Raw genomic sequence first — 14,624 nt, forward strand, 5'->3', positions numbered from 1 at the left:
TAATAAAAAGCAAAGTGCGAAACTTGTCAAATTTTTTATGCAAAAATCGCAAATCGGCAGTTTAAAAAAATAGCGTAATTTAAGTTAATGTTATAACTGTTCTTGAAGAAATATTAAAGTTCCAAGCATAAAAAAGCCTAGTTAAAAACTAGGCTTTTATGTAGTTTTTCTTTCTTATTGGAAAGAGAAACCATCTAAATTCAAATTGTTTGCAGAAAGTGCAAGATCAAGGCTTGAAGTTTGGTAGTCTTGCTCACGTTGTTTCAAAATATCTTTTGAAACGTGACCAATTGCGATTTCACGCAGTGCGACAACTGTTGGTTTATCGTTGTCCCATTCTACAGTTGGTTCAATACCTTGGCGTGCGAGTTGGCGCGCACGTTTGCTTGCCACTAGTACAAGCTCAAAGCGGTTGTCTACATGGTCTAAACAATCTTCAACGGTTACGCGTGCCATATGTGCTCTCGTATAAATGCTAAAATTCGGAAACAGACTGTGCAGTATAAAATGCTTTCAGTTCAGACTCAAGTTTTAATCATGATTCAACTGGAGTGATCAACTTTTGAATTAAGTCTTGATGGCGGTTGGCTTGCTGCGTTAGAACCAAACGGTTTGCTGTAATGACAGATTCAAGATCATGCAAGGCTTTATTAAAGTCATCATTAATAATGACATAGTCAAAATTAACAAATTGTTGCATGTCTTCAACTGCACAGCTTAAACGATGTTCAATCACTTCTACACTGTCTGTACCACGATTAGATAGACGTTGACGTAAATCAAACTGACTTGGTGGTAAAATGAAAATCTGTATTGATTCTGGGAACAATTTGCGAACTTGTTCTGCACCTTGCCAGTCAATTTCTAGTAAAACATCATGTCCTTTGGCGAGTTGCTCTTTTACAGTCGCTTGCGCAGTGCCGTAATAATTGCCAAAGACTTCTGCATACTCAATAAAACCGCCTTGATCCACTAAAGTCAGAAAGTTTTCTTTTTGAGTGAAATGGTAATGCACACCATCAAGTTCACCAGGACGCTGCCCACGAGTGGTATGAGATACAGAAACATGTAAATTACTTACACGCTCAAGCAGGGCTTTTACGAGAGATGTTTTGCCAGTTCCTGACGCAGCAGAAACGACAAACAAGAGACCCGACATGATATTTTTCCTGATATGATAAAATATCCTCTCTATTTTAGAGTAGATGTGTTGCAAACTAAATAGCTAGTCGAATTTTAGTTTGCATAAATTTAGTTTCGCATGACGTGCATTTAAGTGAGCAATGAGGATCTTATGGAAATTGTATTGGCTAATCCGCGTGGTTTTTGTGCAGGGGTCGATCGAGCCATTGCGATTGTAAATCGTGCACTTGAGTGTTTTCAGCCACCAATTTATGTACGCCATGAAGTGGTACACAACAAATTTGTCGTGGATGATTTACGTCAGCGTGGTGCGATTTTTGTTGATGAGTTAGATGAAGTACCTGATGACAATATCGTGATTTTTAGTGCACATGGCGTATCTAAAGCGGTACAGCAAGAGGCAGAACGTCGCGGTTTAAAAGTTTTTGATGCAACTTGTCCTTTGGTCACCAAAGTGCATATTGAAGTCACTAAATATGCCCGTGAAGGGGTGGAAGCCATTTTGATTGGTCATGAAGGTCATCCTGAAGTGGAAGGCACAATGGGGCAATATGATAAACAAAATGGCGGCGATATTTATCTGGTTGAAGATGAAGAAGATGTCGCTCAGTTGAATGTGCGTCATCCTGATAAAGTGGCTTTTGTAACACAAACGACATTGTCGATTGATGACACTGCTAAAGTGATTGATGCGCTGCGCAAAAAATTTCCGAAGATTCAAGGGCCTCGTAAAGATGATATTTGTTACGCTACACAAAACCGTCAAGATGCGGTACGTGATTTGGCTGAGCAGTGTGATGTGGTTTTGGTTGTTGGATCTCCAAACTCATCAAATTCGAACCGTTTACGCGAACTAGCAGAACGTATGGGTAAAGCAGCTTATTTGGTCGATAATGCTGAACAATTGCAGAAAGATTGGTTTGATGAGAATACTAAAATTGGAGTAACAGCTGGTGCATCTGCGCCTGAAATTTTGATTAAACAAGTCATTCAGCGTCTGCAAGATTGGGGTGCGAAAGTACCTGAAGAGCTTGCGGGGCGTGAAGAAAACATTACTTTTAGTTTGCCGAAAGAGTTACGTATTCCTGTAACGCAAGGTTAAATTGTTAATTACTTAACATTTTATTTTTATTAGATATTTGACAGATGATGGCTTTTTGGCAATCATCTGTTTTTTTATGCCATTTATCCTTTTTGTGTTCGTTTTGTAAAAAAAAGAAATATGATTTTAAATAGGGTAAAAGATTAATTGCCTTGGGGAGGGCGTATGCGAACAAATCGAGGGTTCACCTTAATTGAGCTCATGGTGACAATTGCTGTACTGGCGATTATTGCCATGATGGCAGCACCTTCTTTTGGGAATTTGGTTGTAAGACAAAAATTGAATGGTAACGCACGCGACTTTATTACAACGCTTAATCAAGCCAAATCGCAAGCGGCACTATTGCGAACAACAGTTGCAGTATGTCCAAATAAAACCAATAGTGATGATAATTTTACAAAAGATGAATGTGCATCTGCAGTAATTCCAAATTATGCATCTATGACGAACACGCAGAAACAAACAGTGCAAATTGATCGCGTTTTTCAAGTCATGGTGGATCCTGCTGTGACAGTACAATCAACAAGTAGCACTGCAGCATTATTTAACTCTACTGGCAGCGCTAATGCTCAGGTCTCATTTAATATCTGTGCTTCTGGAAATTCACGGGCGATAACCGTGCAACGTTTAGGTGCAGTTAGTCAAAGTTCAGGAACCTGCTAATGAACTACAATAAATATCAAGCTGGCGTAGGGCTTATGGAAGTGCTGGTTGCTTTATTGCTATTGGCAATTGGTGTACTAGGCTATGTTGCCTTGCAACTACGTGCAATTGATGCTTCATCTGAAGCTTTGACTAAATCTCAAGGGATATTAATTCTAAGAGGTTTGGCTGAAAATATTCGCGCAAATGGCGCAGGTCAAGCTAGTTATGCTACTGCGGTTCGTGGTTATACTTCCATTACGACAACTCCAACAGCTCCAACTCCATCTTGCTTCAATCCTTCAACATTATGTACCCCAGCGCAAATGGCGAATTACGATGCCTATAATGCAGCAAAGTCAGCATTTGAAATTGGGATGAAAATTACGATGGCGGAATGTCCAGGTGTTTCAAGTGCGCCTGTTAAAAGACAATGCTTATATGCTGCATGGGATAATACAACCATAACAGCAACGTCATCTGCGGCTGATGTTAGTCAATGTATGTCATCCAATGGAATTTATGTAAATACTGCACGTTGTTTGATGATGGAGGCATATTAAAATGAATAACAACTATGTTTCTATGACAAAACAACAAGGTTTTACCTTAGTTGAATTGATGGTAGCCCTAGTTTTGGGGTTATTGATCAGTGCTGCTGCAATTCAATTATTTACTGGGGGATTGCTGTCCTCTCGCATGCAAGAGGCAAGTGCAGAGTTACAAAATAGTGGTGTATTTGGTTTGGATTATATTGCCAAAGACATTCGTTTAGCCAATTATGCTAACACGACCAATCCTGAACTAAATGAACAAACCTCATGGGGTGGGGTAGTCCTGACTGCAAGAACGGCTACAGTCACAACAGCGAATATTCCTATTCCAGCTTCTACTCCATTTGTTTCAAATGGCTTATTAAGCCACAGTCAAGGCGACACCTTAAGTACTGTAACAAATGAATGGCGTGGACTTTCGAATGTTAACCTTACTAGCGACCAGTTGACCATCCAATTCATTTCTCCAAATGCGATGATAAATTGCGAAGGAGCAAATGTTCAAGCCGGTGACTATGTTATACAACGATATTTTGTTAGACGAGATCCTGCAACTGCTACCTCTGGTACAGACTATGGACTAGCTTGTGATGCAAATCAACCAACTGCTGCTGGAACAACGCCAGTTTTGCCACCCACAACAATTAATGGTTTTGGTGACGCGGGAGAAATTATTATTCCACGTGTAGATCATTTTACAGTGCAATTAGGCGTAAGAAATAGTTTGGGGAACTTGGCATATTACACAATTAATCAATATCGGACACTTGCAACAACTGAACGTGCAGCAGCTAGAATTCCACCACGTATTATCTCTGTAAAACTTGGGGTCTTGGTGCGATCAATGGACAATACTAATAATTCGGCTATTGATTTAACGAAGCAAATTCCAATTTTGAATCAAAACGTTACGTTAAATAATACAACCACAAAATTTGCTCGTCGTGTATATACCACCAATATTACATTGCGCAATGGTTTAGGAGAAGCACTATGAAACACAGTACTTTAACTCACCAAGCACAGCGTGGTGCGACATTGATAGTTGTGTTATTCATGTTATTGCTCATTACGATTGTGGGCATCATCGGTATCCGTGTGGCAATCACATCCTTAAACATTGCGACCAATAGTCAAGTGGGGCAGCTTTTATTGCAAACAGGTGATACACCGACTAATCAATTTTTAAACGTCTCTAATTATAATGATTTAACGGTTTTGAGTGGTGCGATAGGTAAGGCGATTGAAGAAAACAAGGTTGCACCTGGTAAAGAAATCATTTTTTGTTATAAACCAACATCTAATCTCAAATTGGGTTCAGCACTTGATACGACAGTGCTAGTGCCACCTGCTAAAGGTGATCCTGCAGATAGCAAAGCGACAATAGATTCGACCCAGACCAATCGTAGTGGGTTTTGTGATTTAGAGGCTGATTATGGGAGTGCTCGTCAGGCAGTAGTCACACAAGTTGCTGTGCGCATTCCTACTGACGCCATAACAGATGCAAATCCAGGTTCAACACTTGCACGAGATACAGATGTAAGTTTGCAATCAAATACGTCTAAAGGAAAAGTTGAAGCTCGAGTACGTGTTACGTCAACAGCAATTATGCCAGCATATTCAACAGAAAATCTTGCGACGGTACAAAGTGAATGTATCGGCTCTTCAAGTACAGTGGGGTATATCAATGACAATATTGATGATGCCGTTTCTGGAAAAAGAACGGTTGCTGATTGTTTAAGAAGTTATGGTATTCCTGTGAATACTCAAGTCCAAGAAATTGATTTACGTAAACGTGATATTCAAATCACAGCACCATGATGAGTGGGAGAACAATAATGAAACCAAATAAGTTTGAGCGAAAAGATCGCACCCAAATCCATACTGGTGCTGTATTTTCAGTAGTATTTACGGGGACGTTGCTCATTGCATCATCTGTGGTTCAAGCGACAGATTTACAAATTTATGCAAAACCAAGTGCAGGTAAAAAAACCATTGTTATGATGTTGGATACATCAGGCTCTATGGGTAATTCAGATTCAGGACAAACAGGCTCACGTTTATACCGTTTGCAACAAGGGATGTATGCATTTTTGGGAAGTAATAACCCTATTTTGACCGATGTGCGAGTTGGGTTAGGGAATTATTCTACAGGGGGTGATGGGCAGACAGGTAATATCTTGGTCCCTGCTGCTCCATTAGGTGATGTGAGTACCTTAAATACAGTCGGTTCTCAACGTTATAAACTTAAACAGGCTGTTCAGAATTTAACGGCAAATAGCTATACACCTACAGCACATGCGTATGCTGAGGCGGCAGCGTACTTAATGGGAACCACTACATATTCAGAAACGAATTATGATATTCGGAAAGACAGTTTTATTAAGCGAGTCAGAAGATCAAATAACCAGACCAATTATAGCTATTGTACCCAGTATCGGGACAGTGGCATCGATTACACAAACTTATGGCAAAGTTGTAGAAGTAATAGCTATTGGTCAAGTTGGGCTACATCCCAACCGTCAGGTTTTGTTAATGGTGTCCAATATGACACTTATTATGATGGTACTTATGACTATTATTATTATTACGTGGTTGAAACAAAAACACTATATGATAGTAACAGTGGTATGCCAAGCTCCAAGGCGAACGATACAACATCTAATCCGGGAATTGTGGTTGATCGTACTGCTTCAAATGCGAATGCAAGATATAAATCACCATTACCAGCTGTAGCAGACAGAGTCTCATGTGATGGACAAGGGGTTTATGTCTTATCGGATGGTGCAGCGAATAATACTTCAGTAAGTGAAGCAACAAAAATTATGTCTACTGCATTAGGTAGTACCCATGGAGCAAATTTTAGTTGTTCAGGTGGCTTAACTGGTGGGGGCAGTGATTCTGGTTGGGACTGTATGGGGGAATTTGCTAAGAAGCTCTTTAATGCATCTACCAATCCAGCAGGTGTTTCTATCCAAACTGCTTTTGTAGGTTTTGGTAATGAAATGAATAGCTTGAGTCAGTCTTATGTGCAGAATGCATGTAAGCTAAGTTCACGTTCGCAGCTTGATAGAGCGGGTGACGATGCTTGCTCTCCGAACCAAGGAGCATACTCTGTAACTTATCCTGGTTACGGTAATGGTGGATTCTTTACAACACAAAGTTCGACAGGGGTAACTGATAGTGTAATTGCCTTTATTAATAACTTGGGTGCTGCACCTTTGGAGCCATTAACTACGGGTGCGATTTCAGTACCAGTGGATAGTTTGAACCCAAATGGTTTGCAACCTTATGGTTATTTGCGTGCTTTAGAGCCAAACCCTCAGAGTAATAAAGTTATTTGGGCTGGGAACTTAAAGAAATATCAAGTTTTGCTTTCTGGTACGAATGCTGGTGCTTTCGCTGCGGCGAATGGTACAACCTTGGTTTACAATACAGATGGTGGTTTCCAAGCCAACACCAAGGACTTATGGAACAGTGCAAGTGTTTATCAGAATGAAAGTTATAATGATGGCGGCATTATTACTCTAGGTGGTGCTTATTCCAAAGTTCCAATGCCAATTCTAGGGCAATCTCAAAATTTAAGTGTGACCCCAAAACAATATGCTTATACAGCAAATGCTAATCAACTACGTCGCTTGTATACCGATGTATCTGCGACTGGGGGATCTACTTTAACGAATGCTGCAAATGGCGCGAGCTTGCTTACTATTCCAAGTGGAACTTTACCCTCTTCTAATATCACAACCTATATTTTGAGTCAGTTTGGTACCCAAACAACGCTTAAAGATTTCCCATTATTGGTCAAGCAAAAGTTATTAAACTATTTGGGTTATAGTGTTCCTCTAGACGAGACGGCTACAGCTCTGCCAACCACGTTGACTACTCCAAATTCGCCATATTTAGCAATGGGCGGAAGTATTCACTCTTTCCCAGTTCAGTTGACATACTCAGGTACGCTAGACAGTGCTGGAGAATTAACTAGTACCCGAAGTCAATCAGTATTGTATGGAACAATGGATGGCGGTTTGCATTTGGTCGATAGTGAAACTGGTGTAGAGCAAATGGTATTTGTTCCTGCTGAATTATTAAGAGGCACAGTATCATCTAAAGCATTGGTAAAAGGACAAGATGACACCAATGCGCCTGTAGATGGCGTGGATGGTGCATGGGTGGCAGATCCTGCTTATAAAACTCAAAAAGCTGCATCATCTTCAGAAAGTAGTATGGTTAAAGCACGCCAAATGAATATTTATGGCGGGTTACGTATGGGGGGGAGCAGCTATTATGGTTTAGATGTGTTGACCCCTACGAGTCCGAAGTTATTATTTAGAGTTGGTCCTGATATCTCTAATTACAGTCGAATGGGACAATCTTGGTCTAAACCAGTATTGGCAAATATTCGTTATAACGGCGCAATTCGTCGCGTTATGATTGTTGGTGGGGGCTATGATCAATGTTATGAAAACCCTAGCTTCCGTTTAGGAGCAACTGTTGCAACAACAGATTATCCTGATACCACTTGTAATAATAAGTCAGCTGCTCAAGGAAATGCAGTTTATATTATTGATGCAAAAACAGGTGAGCGTATCTGGTGGGCAAGTTCGACTGGTGCAGACACAAATAATGCCAATATGACGCACAGTGTGGTAAGCCGCATCAGTGCACTGGATCGTGATGCAGATGGTCTGATTGATCATCTTTATTTCGGTGATTTAGGTGGGCAAGTCTTTCGTGCTGACTTAAATAATAGCCAAACTTTATCTGGGTCAACTTACAGTGCATTTGGTGTGCGTGTTGCTCGTTTAGCAAATCTTGCAACGGATGGGACGACTGGTGCGGCATTGACTTTAGGTAAAAATCCACGTTTTTATGAGGCACCAACCGTAACGATTCATGATCAAGGGGCGACCACATTTATTCTTGTTGGTTTGGCATCCGGTAACCGAAGCACACCACTTGATGTTTATCCGAGTGTAGGTCGTGATGGTATGTTACCAACTACAGCCTTGACTGATCGGTTGGTCAATAACGTATATGGTATTATTGATCGTGACTTTATTAAGCGTAATTTAATTACAGGTTCTCCAACCTTAGAGTCTCAAAATAAGACCCTCGCGAATTTGCAAAAAAATCCACAATTATTATCAGGTGTTGTTGCATCTACCTTTATTGGTACAAGTGCAAGTAAAGATGGTTGGTATCGTTCACTTTCAAGTAATGGAGCTGGTACAGAGCGTGCTGGAGGAAGCTTCCGTGTACTAGGTGGAATGAAGGCCTTTGAAGAACCAATGGCGATTACGGGAAATCTAATTGTGCCAGTATATGACCCGCAAGGTACGGGTATTGCACCACAAAACCCATGTTTACCGCGTGTGGTGGGTGAAACAGACCGTCAAAAGTATTGCTTACCATTTGGTGCATGTTTGACTACGAGCGGTGCCGTTGATATTACTCGAGAAGGTGGGACAGGATTTGTTACAAAAACGACAGGATGCCCTGCTGGTGTGGCTGAGTGTAATGATAATCCAATTGGTTCGGGTATTCGTGGTATTGCTTTAGTGCCAACAGGTTCGGGTACTGGCGGACCGGACTGTGAATCAACTATTAGTACCAGTCAGGGTGGGGTGGGTAAATGGGAATGCCGTCGAATTGTCAATCCAACACGGTGGTATGAAAAATGGGTGCAATAAATAACAATAAAATCCCTAAATTACATTCTGTTTGGCGTAATTTAGGGCGGAGACCACAAGGTTTTACCTTAATTGAATTAATGTTAGTTGTTGTGATCGTGGCAATTTTTGCTGCGATTGCAATACCAAGCTATTTGAATTATGTACGCCGTGCAGACGCAGGATTAGCGCAACAAGAACTGCAAAAAATTGCGGAACAATTGGAGCGCCATAAATCACGTAACTTTTCTTATAGAGGGTTTGATCCCAATTTTATTTATGGGGATACAGGTGCGATGAATTCTGTAACCTTGCCACGGGGGGCAACTAGCTCAGGCATTAAATACACCATTACTATTCGTGATGGTGATGATCCGACCAAGTTATTAACAGATACGACCGCTTCGCCAGCAATTAGAGCACGGCGTTGGGCAATGATTGCTGAAACCAGTGATGTAAAAAACTATAATTTTTTAATGACCAGTTCTGGTTTACGTTGCAAGAATAAAACAAGAGCAAATGTCACATATTCTGATTGTGGAACATCTGCAACAGGGAGCGAAAGTTGGTAATGAAGGGCTTTACACTTATCGAGTTAATGATTGTTGTAGCAATTATTGGAATTCTTGCGGCAATTGCTTACCCATCTTATACAGGTTACAAGGTTCGTGTGCAAAGAGCAGATGCACAAACTGAAATGTTGCAAATTGCCCGTACTTTGGCGAGTTATAAACTCGCCAACAGTAACTTTGCAGGAAGGACATTATCGAATGTTTATGGTTCAGCTCAAACCTCTGATGGGATGTATGATTTCACGCTCACAGATAGAAATAATGTTGCATTAACAAATAGTTCTGCTAATACGAATGGTTGGTTGTTGATTGCTACACCTAAATCAGGGACAGTTCAAGATGGTAATGGGGTTATCTGTTTAAATGATCAAGGACAAAAATACTGGTCAAAAGCTGCAACCACATGTGTGCTGTCAGCTAGTTCAACTTGGGAAGGTCGCTAGTTAGCTCCCAAATTCAAAACTGTGGATAAATCATTTTTTGATCTTTCCCTCTAGCAGAATTTAGCGTAGAATGTCGCCCTCTATGAAAGGGGTTTGAAGTGTATCGATGGTCGGTACAGGGATAATCCGTAAAAACTATAAGGTTGTATCATGGTAGTTATTCGTCTTGCACGCGGTGGTGCTAAAAAACGTCCGTTCTATCAAATCATTGTGACTGATAGCCGTAATGCTCGTGACGGTCGTTTCATCGAACGTATTGGTTTCTTCAACCCGACAGCTCAAGGTAAAGCAGAAAAACTTCGTTTAGATGCTGACCGTTTTGCTCACTGGGTAGCACAAGGTGCTCAACCTTCTGATCGTGTTGCTTCTTTAGCTGCTCAAGCTAAGAAAGCTGCAGCTACTGCATAATTTTAGATTAAGTAGTAGGTAGCCCATGACACCAACACAGAATGTTCCCGAAGATCGTATTCAGATTGGACAGTTACGTTCAGCATATGGATTAAATGGGTGGCTCTGGGTCTATTCCAATACAGAACCTATGAGCAACATCTTTGACTACCTGCCTTGGTACATTGAGACTAAAGCAGGTTGGCAAACAGTAGATGTAAAACGTTGGAAACCACATGGCAAAGGTCTGGTTGTTTCGCTGAAAGGTGTGATTGATCGCACAGCAGCAGATAATTTGGTTGGTGCAAATGTTTGGATTTCAAAATCGCAACTGCCTCAAGCAGGCGTGGACGAGTATTATTGGTCTGATTTAAAGGGCTTAACGGTGTTAGGTCTGAATGATGAAGAACAAGAAGTCAATCTTGGTCAAATCCATGAAATGTTTGAAACAGGCGCTAATGATGTGATGGTGGTTCGCGCAACTGCTGAAAGCATCGATAGTGAAGAGCGGATGATTCCATGGCATAAAGATGTGGTACAACGCGTTGATCTCGAAGCTGGTCGTATTTACGTGAATTGGGGCGTAGATTACTAATTATTTTTGGAAATACGGGAGTCTGCGATGTTTTTTGCAGTCATTACGCTTTTTCCTGAAATGTTTGAAGCGATTACAGCCTATGGTATTAGCGGGCGCGCAGCAAAACGTGACATTGTGCAAGTCCATTGTATCAACCCACGTGAATTTGCTGAGGGCAACTACAAAAGAGTGGATGAACGTCCCTTTGGTGGTGGTCCAGGTATGGTGATGATGGCAGAGCCTTTGGCAAAAGCGATTCAACGTGCCAAACAACTTGCAGAGCAAGCGGGAGCCATCCATGTTCCTGTGGTGTATATGTCGCCACAAGGCAAAACCTTAAATGAGCCTGCGGTGCAACAGTTTGTCGATTATGACGGATTGATTGTGCTATGCGGTCGTTATGAAGGGGTAGATGAACGTTTAATCCAAAAATATGTTGATCAGGAATGGTCAATTGGGGATTACGTTTTATCTGGTGGAGAGCTTCCAGCGATGGTCTTGTTGGACAGTATTATTCGACGTTTGCCGAATACCATGTCTGATGAGCAGTCAGCTGTGCAAGATTCTTTTGTGGACGGTCTGTTAGATTGCCCACAATATACCAAGCCAGACCATTTTGAGGGTTTGGATGTGCCCGATATATTAAAGTCGGGACATCATGCCAACATTGAAAAATGGCGGTTTTTGCAGCGATATCAGCGGACTCTTGAACGCCGACCTGAGTTGGTGGAAAAGGTAGAGTTGACCAAGCAGCAAAAAAAATGGCTCAAAGATTTATAAGGGAGATAACTTCAGGTTATTTTCCGAATCCAATGCTTGAACGGTTGTGTTGAAGTGTTGTTTATTAGGCTCTTTATGTCTTGAAGCGGTCAAGCATAAAGGGAAAGTCAATCGGGTCTATGCGCTTTAGCCTCTATACCCAGTGGATCTCAGACCTCTTCTGACCCACACATATTGGAGATACCCCATGAGCGGTAAGCATCCTTTAGTACAAGCTGTTGAAAATGCACAGCTTAAACAAGACATCCCTGCTTTTGCACCAGGTGACACTGTTATCGTTCAGGTAAAAGTAAAAGAAGGTGATCGTGAGCGTCTTCAAGCATTTGAAGGTGTTGTAATCGCGAAGAAAAACCGTGGTTTGAACTCTGCGTTCACAGTACGTAAAATTTCTAGCGGTGTTGGTGTTGAGCGTGTATTCCAAACTCACTCTCCAATCGTTGCTAAAATCGAAGTGAAACGTCGTGGTGACGTTCGTCGTGCTAAACTTTACTACCTACGTGAATTGTCTGGTAAAGCTGCACGTATTCGTGAAAAGTTACCAGCTCGTAAAACTGTTGCTTAATCAGTTTTATTTGAGTGAAAAAATGCGCCGTTTGGCGCATTTTTTTTTGGGTTAAGCTTTAGAGCCCTTGAAGTTTTAAACGGTTGGCATGTTGACGATAAACATCGACTGGATTTGGTGAGAATACCGAACGCAAAGCAAAGAATTGATTAATCACATCTAAGTGGTTCCAGTTGTAATTATCTCGAATGGTTTTGCCATACTTTGCGCTACAACGTGAGACCAAGCCATCATTGTCATTCGGAGCTTGCATCAATAAACCTGTTGCTGCCAATAATGAATCAGGATCAAGGATATTGGTTAGAGTTGAATTACCAGAGAACGAATAGAAGTAAATGCCATTTTCTGTTGCAGCACCTTCACCGCAGGCAGTCTTCGGCATACCTAAAGCATACTTTTGACTAAATGATTTAGATCCTGCCTGACTTAAGCTTTTTCCAGCAGCAAGGGCATCATGCGGGAGTGAATTAGGATCCTGCTGTTGTGCCCATACAATCGCTTTAGAACCAAAGTTAATCAGGCTAACTAAGGGCTGCTCTAATGGTGTACCTTGAGCTGAAATAATCAGATCAGCCACAGGTGAGCCTTTTAAAGGGCTTGATATTGCAGTCGATGACGCAACTTTAGAGGGGGGGCAACATTTGAAACATAAGCAATACTATGCCCACCGTGACTATGCCCCAGTAAATTGACTTTGCTTGCACCGGTAATTGCTAAAATTTCATCGACTTGTTGTAGCAGTTGTTCCCCACGAACTTCGGAGCTATTAAAGGGCGAAACGCGTGTTGCCCATGCGTTGGCACCATTACGTGCTAAATCAGGCAAAATTTGATACCAATAATCTACACCCAGCTCATCTGTGCCTGCACGAATCCATCCTCCCATACCATGTGCAAAGACCAATGGATATTTGGTTTTTGCATAGTTTGAGGTGACGTATTTAGCTTGAATTTGTGAAGCGCTGGCTTGAGTTTGGGTGGTGCTTAGTACGCAGGTTGATAGCAGTCCAGCTATCAATAGTTCATATTTCATTGATCTTCCTCTATTTTAATTTTTCTATCGACAAAAATAATTGTCAAAATGAGTATAAAGTTGGAGTGAGGATTGGGCTGATAAATCCGATTAAATTAAATACAAATTGTAACTTTATAATTCTAAATAAATCCCGCTAAGTCATCTGCTTAGCGGGAGGGTGTATTAAAGCCCTTGAAGTTTTAAGCGGTTGGCATGTTGACGATAAACATCGACTGGATCGGGGCTGAAGAGACCTCTTAATCCCAAAACTTGGTTGACTTCATCTAAGTGATTCCAATCGTAATTATCACGAATGACTTTGCCGAAATGGGTGCTGCAACGCGCAACCAATCCGTCATTGTCAGTGCTGATATAGGAGATTGGAGCCAGCAGCGAAATGGCACTGTCTGCAACATCAATCACGTTGGTCACTTGAGAGGTTCCTGTCCAAGAATAATAGTAAATCCCATTATTGGAGCTGGCTCCACTTTTACTACAGTCCGATGCTAAGGCTGTGGTTGGGTATTTTTGATTGAAAACTTGAGAACCTTTTTCACTGATCGAGGTTAGCGAAGCCTTCAGATCGCTTTTCAGCGATGGGTTCCCCTCGGCAAAGGTAATAAGTGGTCCAATAATATAATCCGTAGCGATGCTCAAGAGCTGTGAACCTGTTTGGCTTGACAGTAAATCGTCTGCGACTTTGGAGCCTCTGAATGTTGCACCAACCCCCGTGAGTGATGCGACATATTGTGGTTTAACTGCTTCGACATAGCGAATCGTCGGTCCCCCATGACTATGTCCAATTAAATTGACTTTGGGTTTTCCCGTAATAGCCATCACTTCTTCGACTTGTTGTAACAGTTGTTCGCCACGAACTTCGGTCGATTCTAAAGGCGAAATTTGTGCGGCAAAGGTGGTTGCACCATTACGTGCCAAATCGGGCAGAATTTGATACCAATAATCTAAGCCGAATTCGGCGACACCAACACGGCTAAAACCAAACATCCCATGAGTAAATAATAATGGGTATTTGGTTTTAGCATAGGTACTTTGAGCAGTGGTATTTACGCTAAGCACGCCCGCAGTTACCGAACTGGTAGTGAATCCGATGCATGCGACTAAACCCAGCAGTGAAATGCTATGTGCTATTTTTTTCGTTTTATACATATTTTCATC

At 41.5% G+C, this 14,624-nt stretch carries 14 protein-coding genes and 2 pseudogenes; 12 read left to right on the forward strand and 4 right to left on the reverse strand.

Annotated elements, in window-relative coordinates:
• Nucleotides 1–174 precede the first annotated feature (174 nt).
• On the reverse strand, nucleotides 175–456 hold the full coding sequence (rpoZ, locus tag C3F34_RS08260; protein WP_004978050.1) for a DNA-directed RNA polymerase subunit omega: 282 nt from the start codon (nucleotides 454–456) through the stop codon (nucleotides 175–177).
• Nucleotides 457–535: 79 nt separating this feature from the next.
• On the reverse strand, nucleotides 536–1,159 hold the full coding sequence (gmk, locus tag C3F34_RS08265) for a guanylate kinase (RefSeq protein WP_016168687.1): 624 nt from the start codon (nucleotides 1,157–1,159) through the stop codon (nucleotides 536–538).
• A 135-nt stretch (nucleotides 1,160–1,294) separates the two neighbouring features.
• Between gmk and ispH the strand changes: the two genes are divergently transcribed.
• From ispH to rplS, 12 genes and pseudogenes are all read left to right on the forward strand, one after another.
• Nucleotides 1,295–2,245 (forward strand): 4-hydroxy-3-methylbut-2-enyl diphosphate reductase, encoded by a 951-nt coding sequence (gene ispH, locus C3F34_RS08270; protein ID WP_104441392.1) that lies wholly within the window; start codon nucleotides 1,295–1,297, stop codon nucleotides 2,243–2,245.
• A 165-nt stretch (nucleotides 2,246–2,410) separates the two neighbouring features.
• Nucleotides 2,411–2,908, forward strand: a complete 498-nt coding sequence (locus C3F34_RS08275; protein WP_104441393.1) for a GspH/FimT family pseudopilin — start codon at nucleotides 2,411–2,413, stop codon at nucleotides 2,906–2,908.
• Entirely contained in the window at nucleotides 2,908–3,450 is a 543-nt protein-coding gene (gene pilV / locus C3F34_RS08280) for a type IV pilus modification protein PilV (protein WP_104441394.1), read from the forward strand. Before C3F34_RS08275 ends, pilV begins: the two co-directional genes overlap by 1 nt.
• A 1-nt stretch (nucleotide 3,451) precedes the next feature.
• Nucleotides 3,452–4,438, forward strand: coding sequence for a PilW family protein (locus C3F34_RS08285; RefSeq protein WP_016168683.1), 987 nt, complete (start codon nucleotides 3,452–3,454; stop codon nucleotides 4,436–4,438).
• Nucleotides 4,435–5,262, forward strand: a complete 828-nt coding sequence (locus C3F34_RS08290; protein WP_016168682.1) for a pilus assembly PilX family protein — start codon at nucleotides 4,435–4,437, stop codon at nucleotides 5,260–5,262. The genes C3F34_RS08285 and C3F34_RS08290 overlap by 4 nt, the downstream gene beginning before the upstream one ends.
• A 73-nt stretch (nucleotides 5,263–5,335) precedes the next feature.
• Nucleotides 5,336–9,134 (forward strand): annotated as a pseudogene (locus tag C3F34_RS08295) (PilC/PilY family type IV pilus protein).
• On the forward strand, nucleotides 9,122–9,685 hold the full coding sequence (locus C3F34_RS08300) for a type IV pilin protein (RefSeq protein WP_044739676.1): 564 nt from the start codon (nucleotides 9,122–9,124) through the stop codon (nucleotides 9,683–9,685). Before C3F34_RS08295 ends, C3F34_RS08300 begins: the two are co-directional and overlap by 13 nt.
• Entirely contained in the window at nucleotides 9,685–10,128 is a 444-nt protein-coding gene (locus C3F34_RS08305; protein ID WP_052662086.1) for a type IV pilin protein, read from the forward strand. The genes C3F34_RS08300 and C3F34_RS08305 overlap by 1 nt, the downstream gene beginning before the upstream one ends.
• Nucleotides 10,129–10,278: 150 nt before the next feature.
• Nucleotides 10,279–10,536, forward strand: coding sequence for a 30S ribosomal protein S16 (gene rpsP, locus C3F34_RS08310; protein ID WP_016168678.1), 258 nt, complete (start codon nucleotides 10,279–10,281; stop codon nucleotides 10,534–10,536).
• Between the two features lie 25 nt (nucleotides 10,537–10,561).
• The gene (gene rimM / locus C3F34_RS08315) at nucleotides 10,562–11,110 is read left to right on the forward strand and encodes a ribosome maturation factor RimM (protein WP_044739674.1); all 549 of its coding nucleotides are present in this window, start codon (nucleotides 10,562–10,564) and stop codon (nucleotides 11,108–11,110) included.
• A 27-nt stretch (nucleotides 11,111–11,137) separates the two neighbouring features.
• Nucleotides 11,138–11,872, forward strand: coding sequence for a tRNA (guanosine(37)-N1)-methyltransferase TrmD (trmD, locus tag C3F34_RS08320; RefSeq protein ID WP_104441396.1), 735 nt, complete (start codon nucleotides 11,138–11,140; stop codon nucleotides 11,870–11,872).
• 187 nt (nucleotides 11,873–12,059) lie between these two features.
• The gene (rplS, locus tag C3F34_RS08325; protein ID WP_016168675.1) at nucleotides 12,060–12,434 is read left to right on the forward strand and encodes a 50S ribosomal protein L19; all 375 of its coding nucleotides are present in this window, start codon (nucleotides 12,060–12,062) and stop codon (nucleotides 12,432–12,434) included.
• 58 nt (nucleotides 12,435–12,492) lie between these two features.
• Here rplS and C3F34_RS08330 read toward each other — a convergent pair.
• Both C3F34_RS08330 and C3F34_RS08335 read right to left on the reverse strand, forming a co-directional pair.
• A pseudogene (locus C3F34_RS08330) lies at nucleotides 12,493–13,466 on the reverse strand (lipase family alpha/beta hydrolase).
• Nucleotides 13,467–13,631: 165 nt separating this feature from the next.
• On the reverse strand, nucleotides 13,632–14,615 hold the full coding sequence (locus C3F34_RS08335; RefSeq protein ID WP_016168673.1) for a lipase family alpha/beta hydrolase: 984 nt from the start codon (nucleotides 14,613–14,615) through the stop codon (nucleotides 13,632–13,634).
• Nucleotides 14,616–14,624 lie beyond the last annotated feature (9 nt).

The sequence above is a fragment of the Acinetobacter sp. ACNIH2 genome, from assembly GCF_002934965.1.
Classification (GTDB): domain Bacteria; phylum Pseudomonadota; class Gammaproteobacteria; order Pseudomonadales; family Moraxellaceae; genus Acinetobacter; species Acinetobacter tandoii.

What these genes read in the sequence shown, in the direction of transcription:
- rpoZ (WP_004978050.1), bottom strand. Translation starts at nt 456, where the DNA reads ATGGCACGCGTAACCGTTGAAGATTGTTTAGACCATGTAGACAACCGC.
- gmk (WP_016168687.1), bottom strand. Translation starts at nt 1,159, where the DNA reads ATGTCGGGTCTCTTGTTTGTCGTTTCTGCTGCGTCAGGAACTGGCAAA.
- ispH (WP_104441392.1), top strand. Translation starts at nt 1,295, where the DNA reads ATGGAAATTGTATTGGCTAATCCGCGTGGTTTTTGTGCAGGGGTCGAT.
- C3F34_RS08275 (WP_104441393.1), top strand. Translation starts at nt 2,411, where the DNA reads ATGCGAACAAATCGAGGGTTCACCTTAATTGAGCTCATGGTGACAATT.
- pilV (WP_104441394.1), top strand. Translation starts at nt 2,908, where the DNA reads ATGAACTACAATAAATATCAAGCTGGCGTAGGGCTTATGGAAGTGCTG.
- C3F34_RS08285 (WP_016168683.1), top strand. Translation starts at nt 3,452, where the DNA reads ATGAATAACAACTATGTTTCTATGACAAAACAACAAGGTTTTACCTTA.
- C3F34_RS08290 (WP_016168682.1), top strand. Translation starts at nt 4,435, where the DNA reads ATGAAACACAGTACTTTAACTCACCAAGCACAGCGTGGTGCGACATTG.
- C3F34_RS08300 (WP_044739676.1), top strand. Translation starts at nt 9,122, where the DNA reads ATGGGTGCAATAAATAACAATAAAATCCCTAAATTACATTCTGTTTGG.
- C3F34_RS08305 (WP_052662086.1), top strand. Translation starts at nt 9,685, where the DNA reads ATGAAGGGCTTTACACTTATCGAGTTAATGATTGTTGTAGCAATTATT.
- rpsP (WP_016168678.1), top strand. Translation starts at nt 10,279, where the DNA reads ATGGTAGTTATTCGTCTTGCACGCGGTGGTGCTAAAAAACGTCCGTTC.
- rimM (WP_044739674.1), top strand. Translation starts at nt 10,562, where the DNA reads ATGACACCAACACAGAATGTTCCCGAAGATCGTATTCAGATTGGACAG.
- trmD (WP_104441396.1), top strand. Translation starts at nt 11,138, where the DNA reads ATGTTTTTTGCAGTCATTACGCTTTTTCCTGAAATGTTTGAAGCGATT.
- rplS (WP_016168675.1), top strand. Translation starts at nt 12,060, where the DNA reads ATGAGCGGTAAGCATCCTTTAGTACAAGCTGTTGAAAATGCACAGCTT.
- C3F34_RS08335 (WP_016168673.1), bottom strand. Translation starts at nt 14,615, where the DNA reads ATGTATAAAACGAAAAAAATAGCACATAGCATTTCACTGCTGGGTTTA.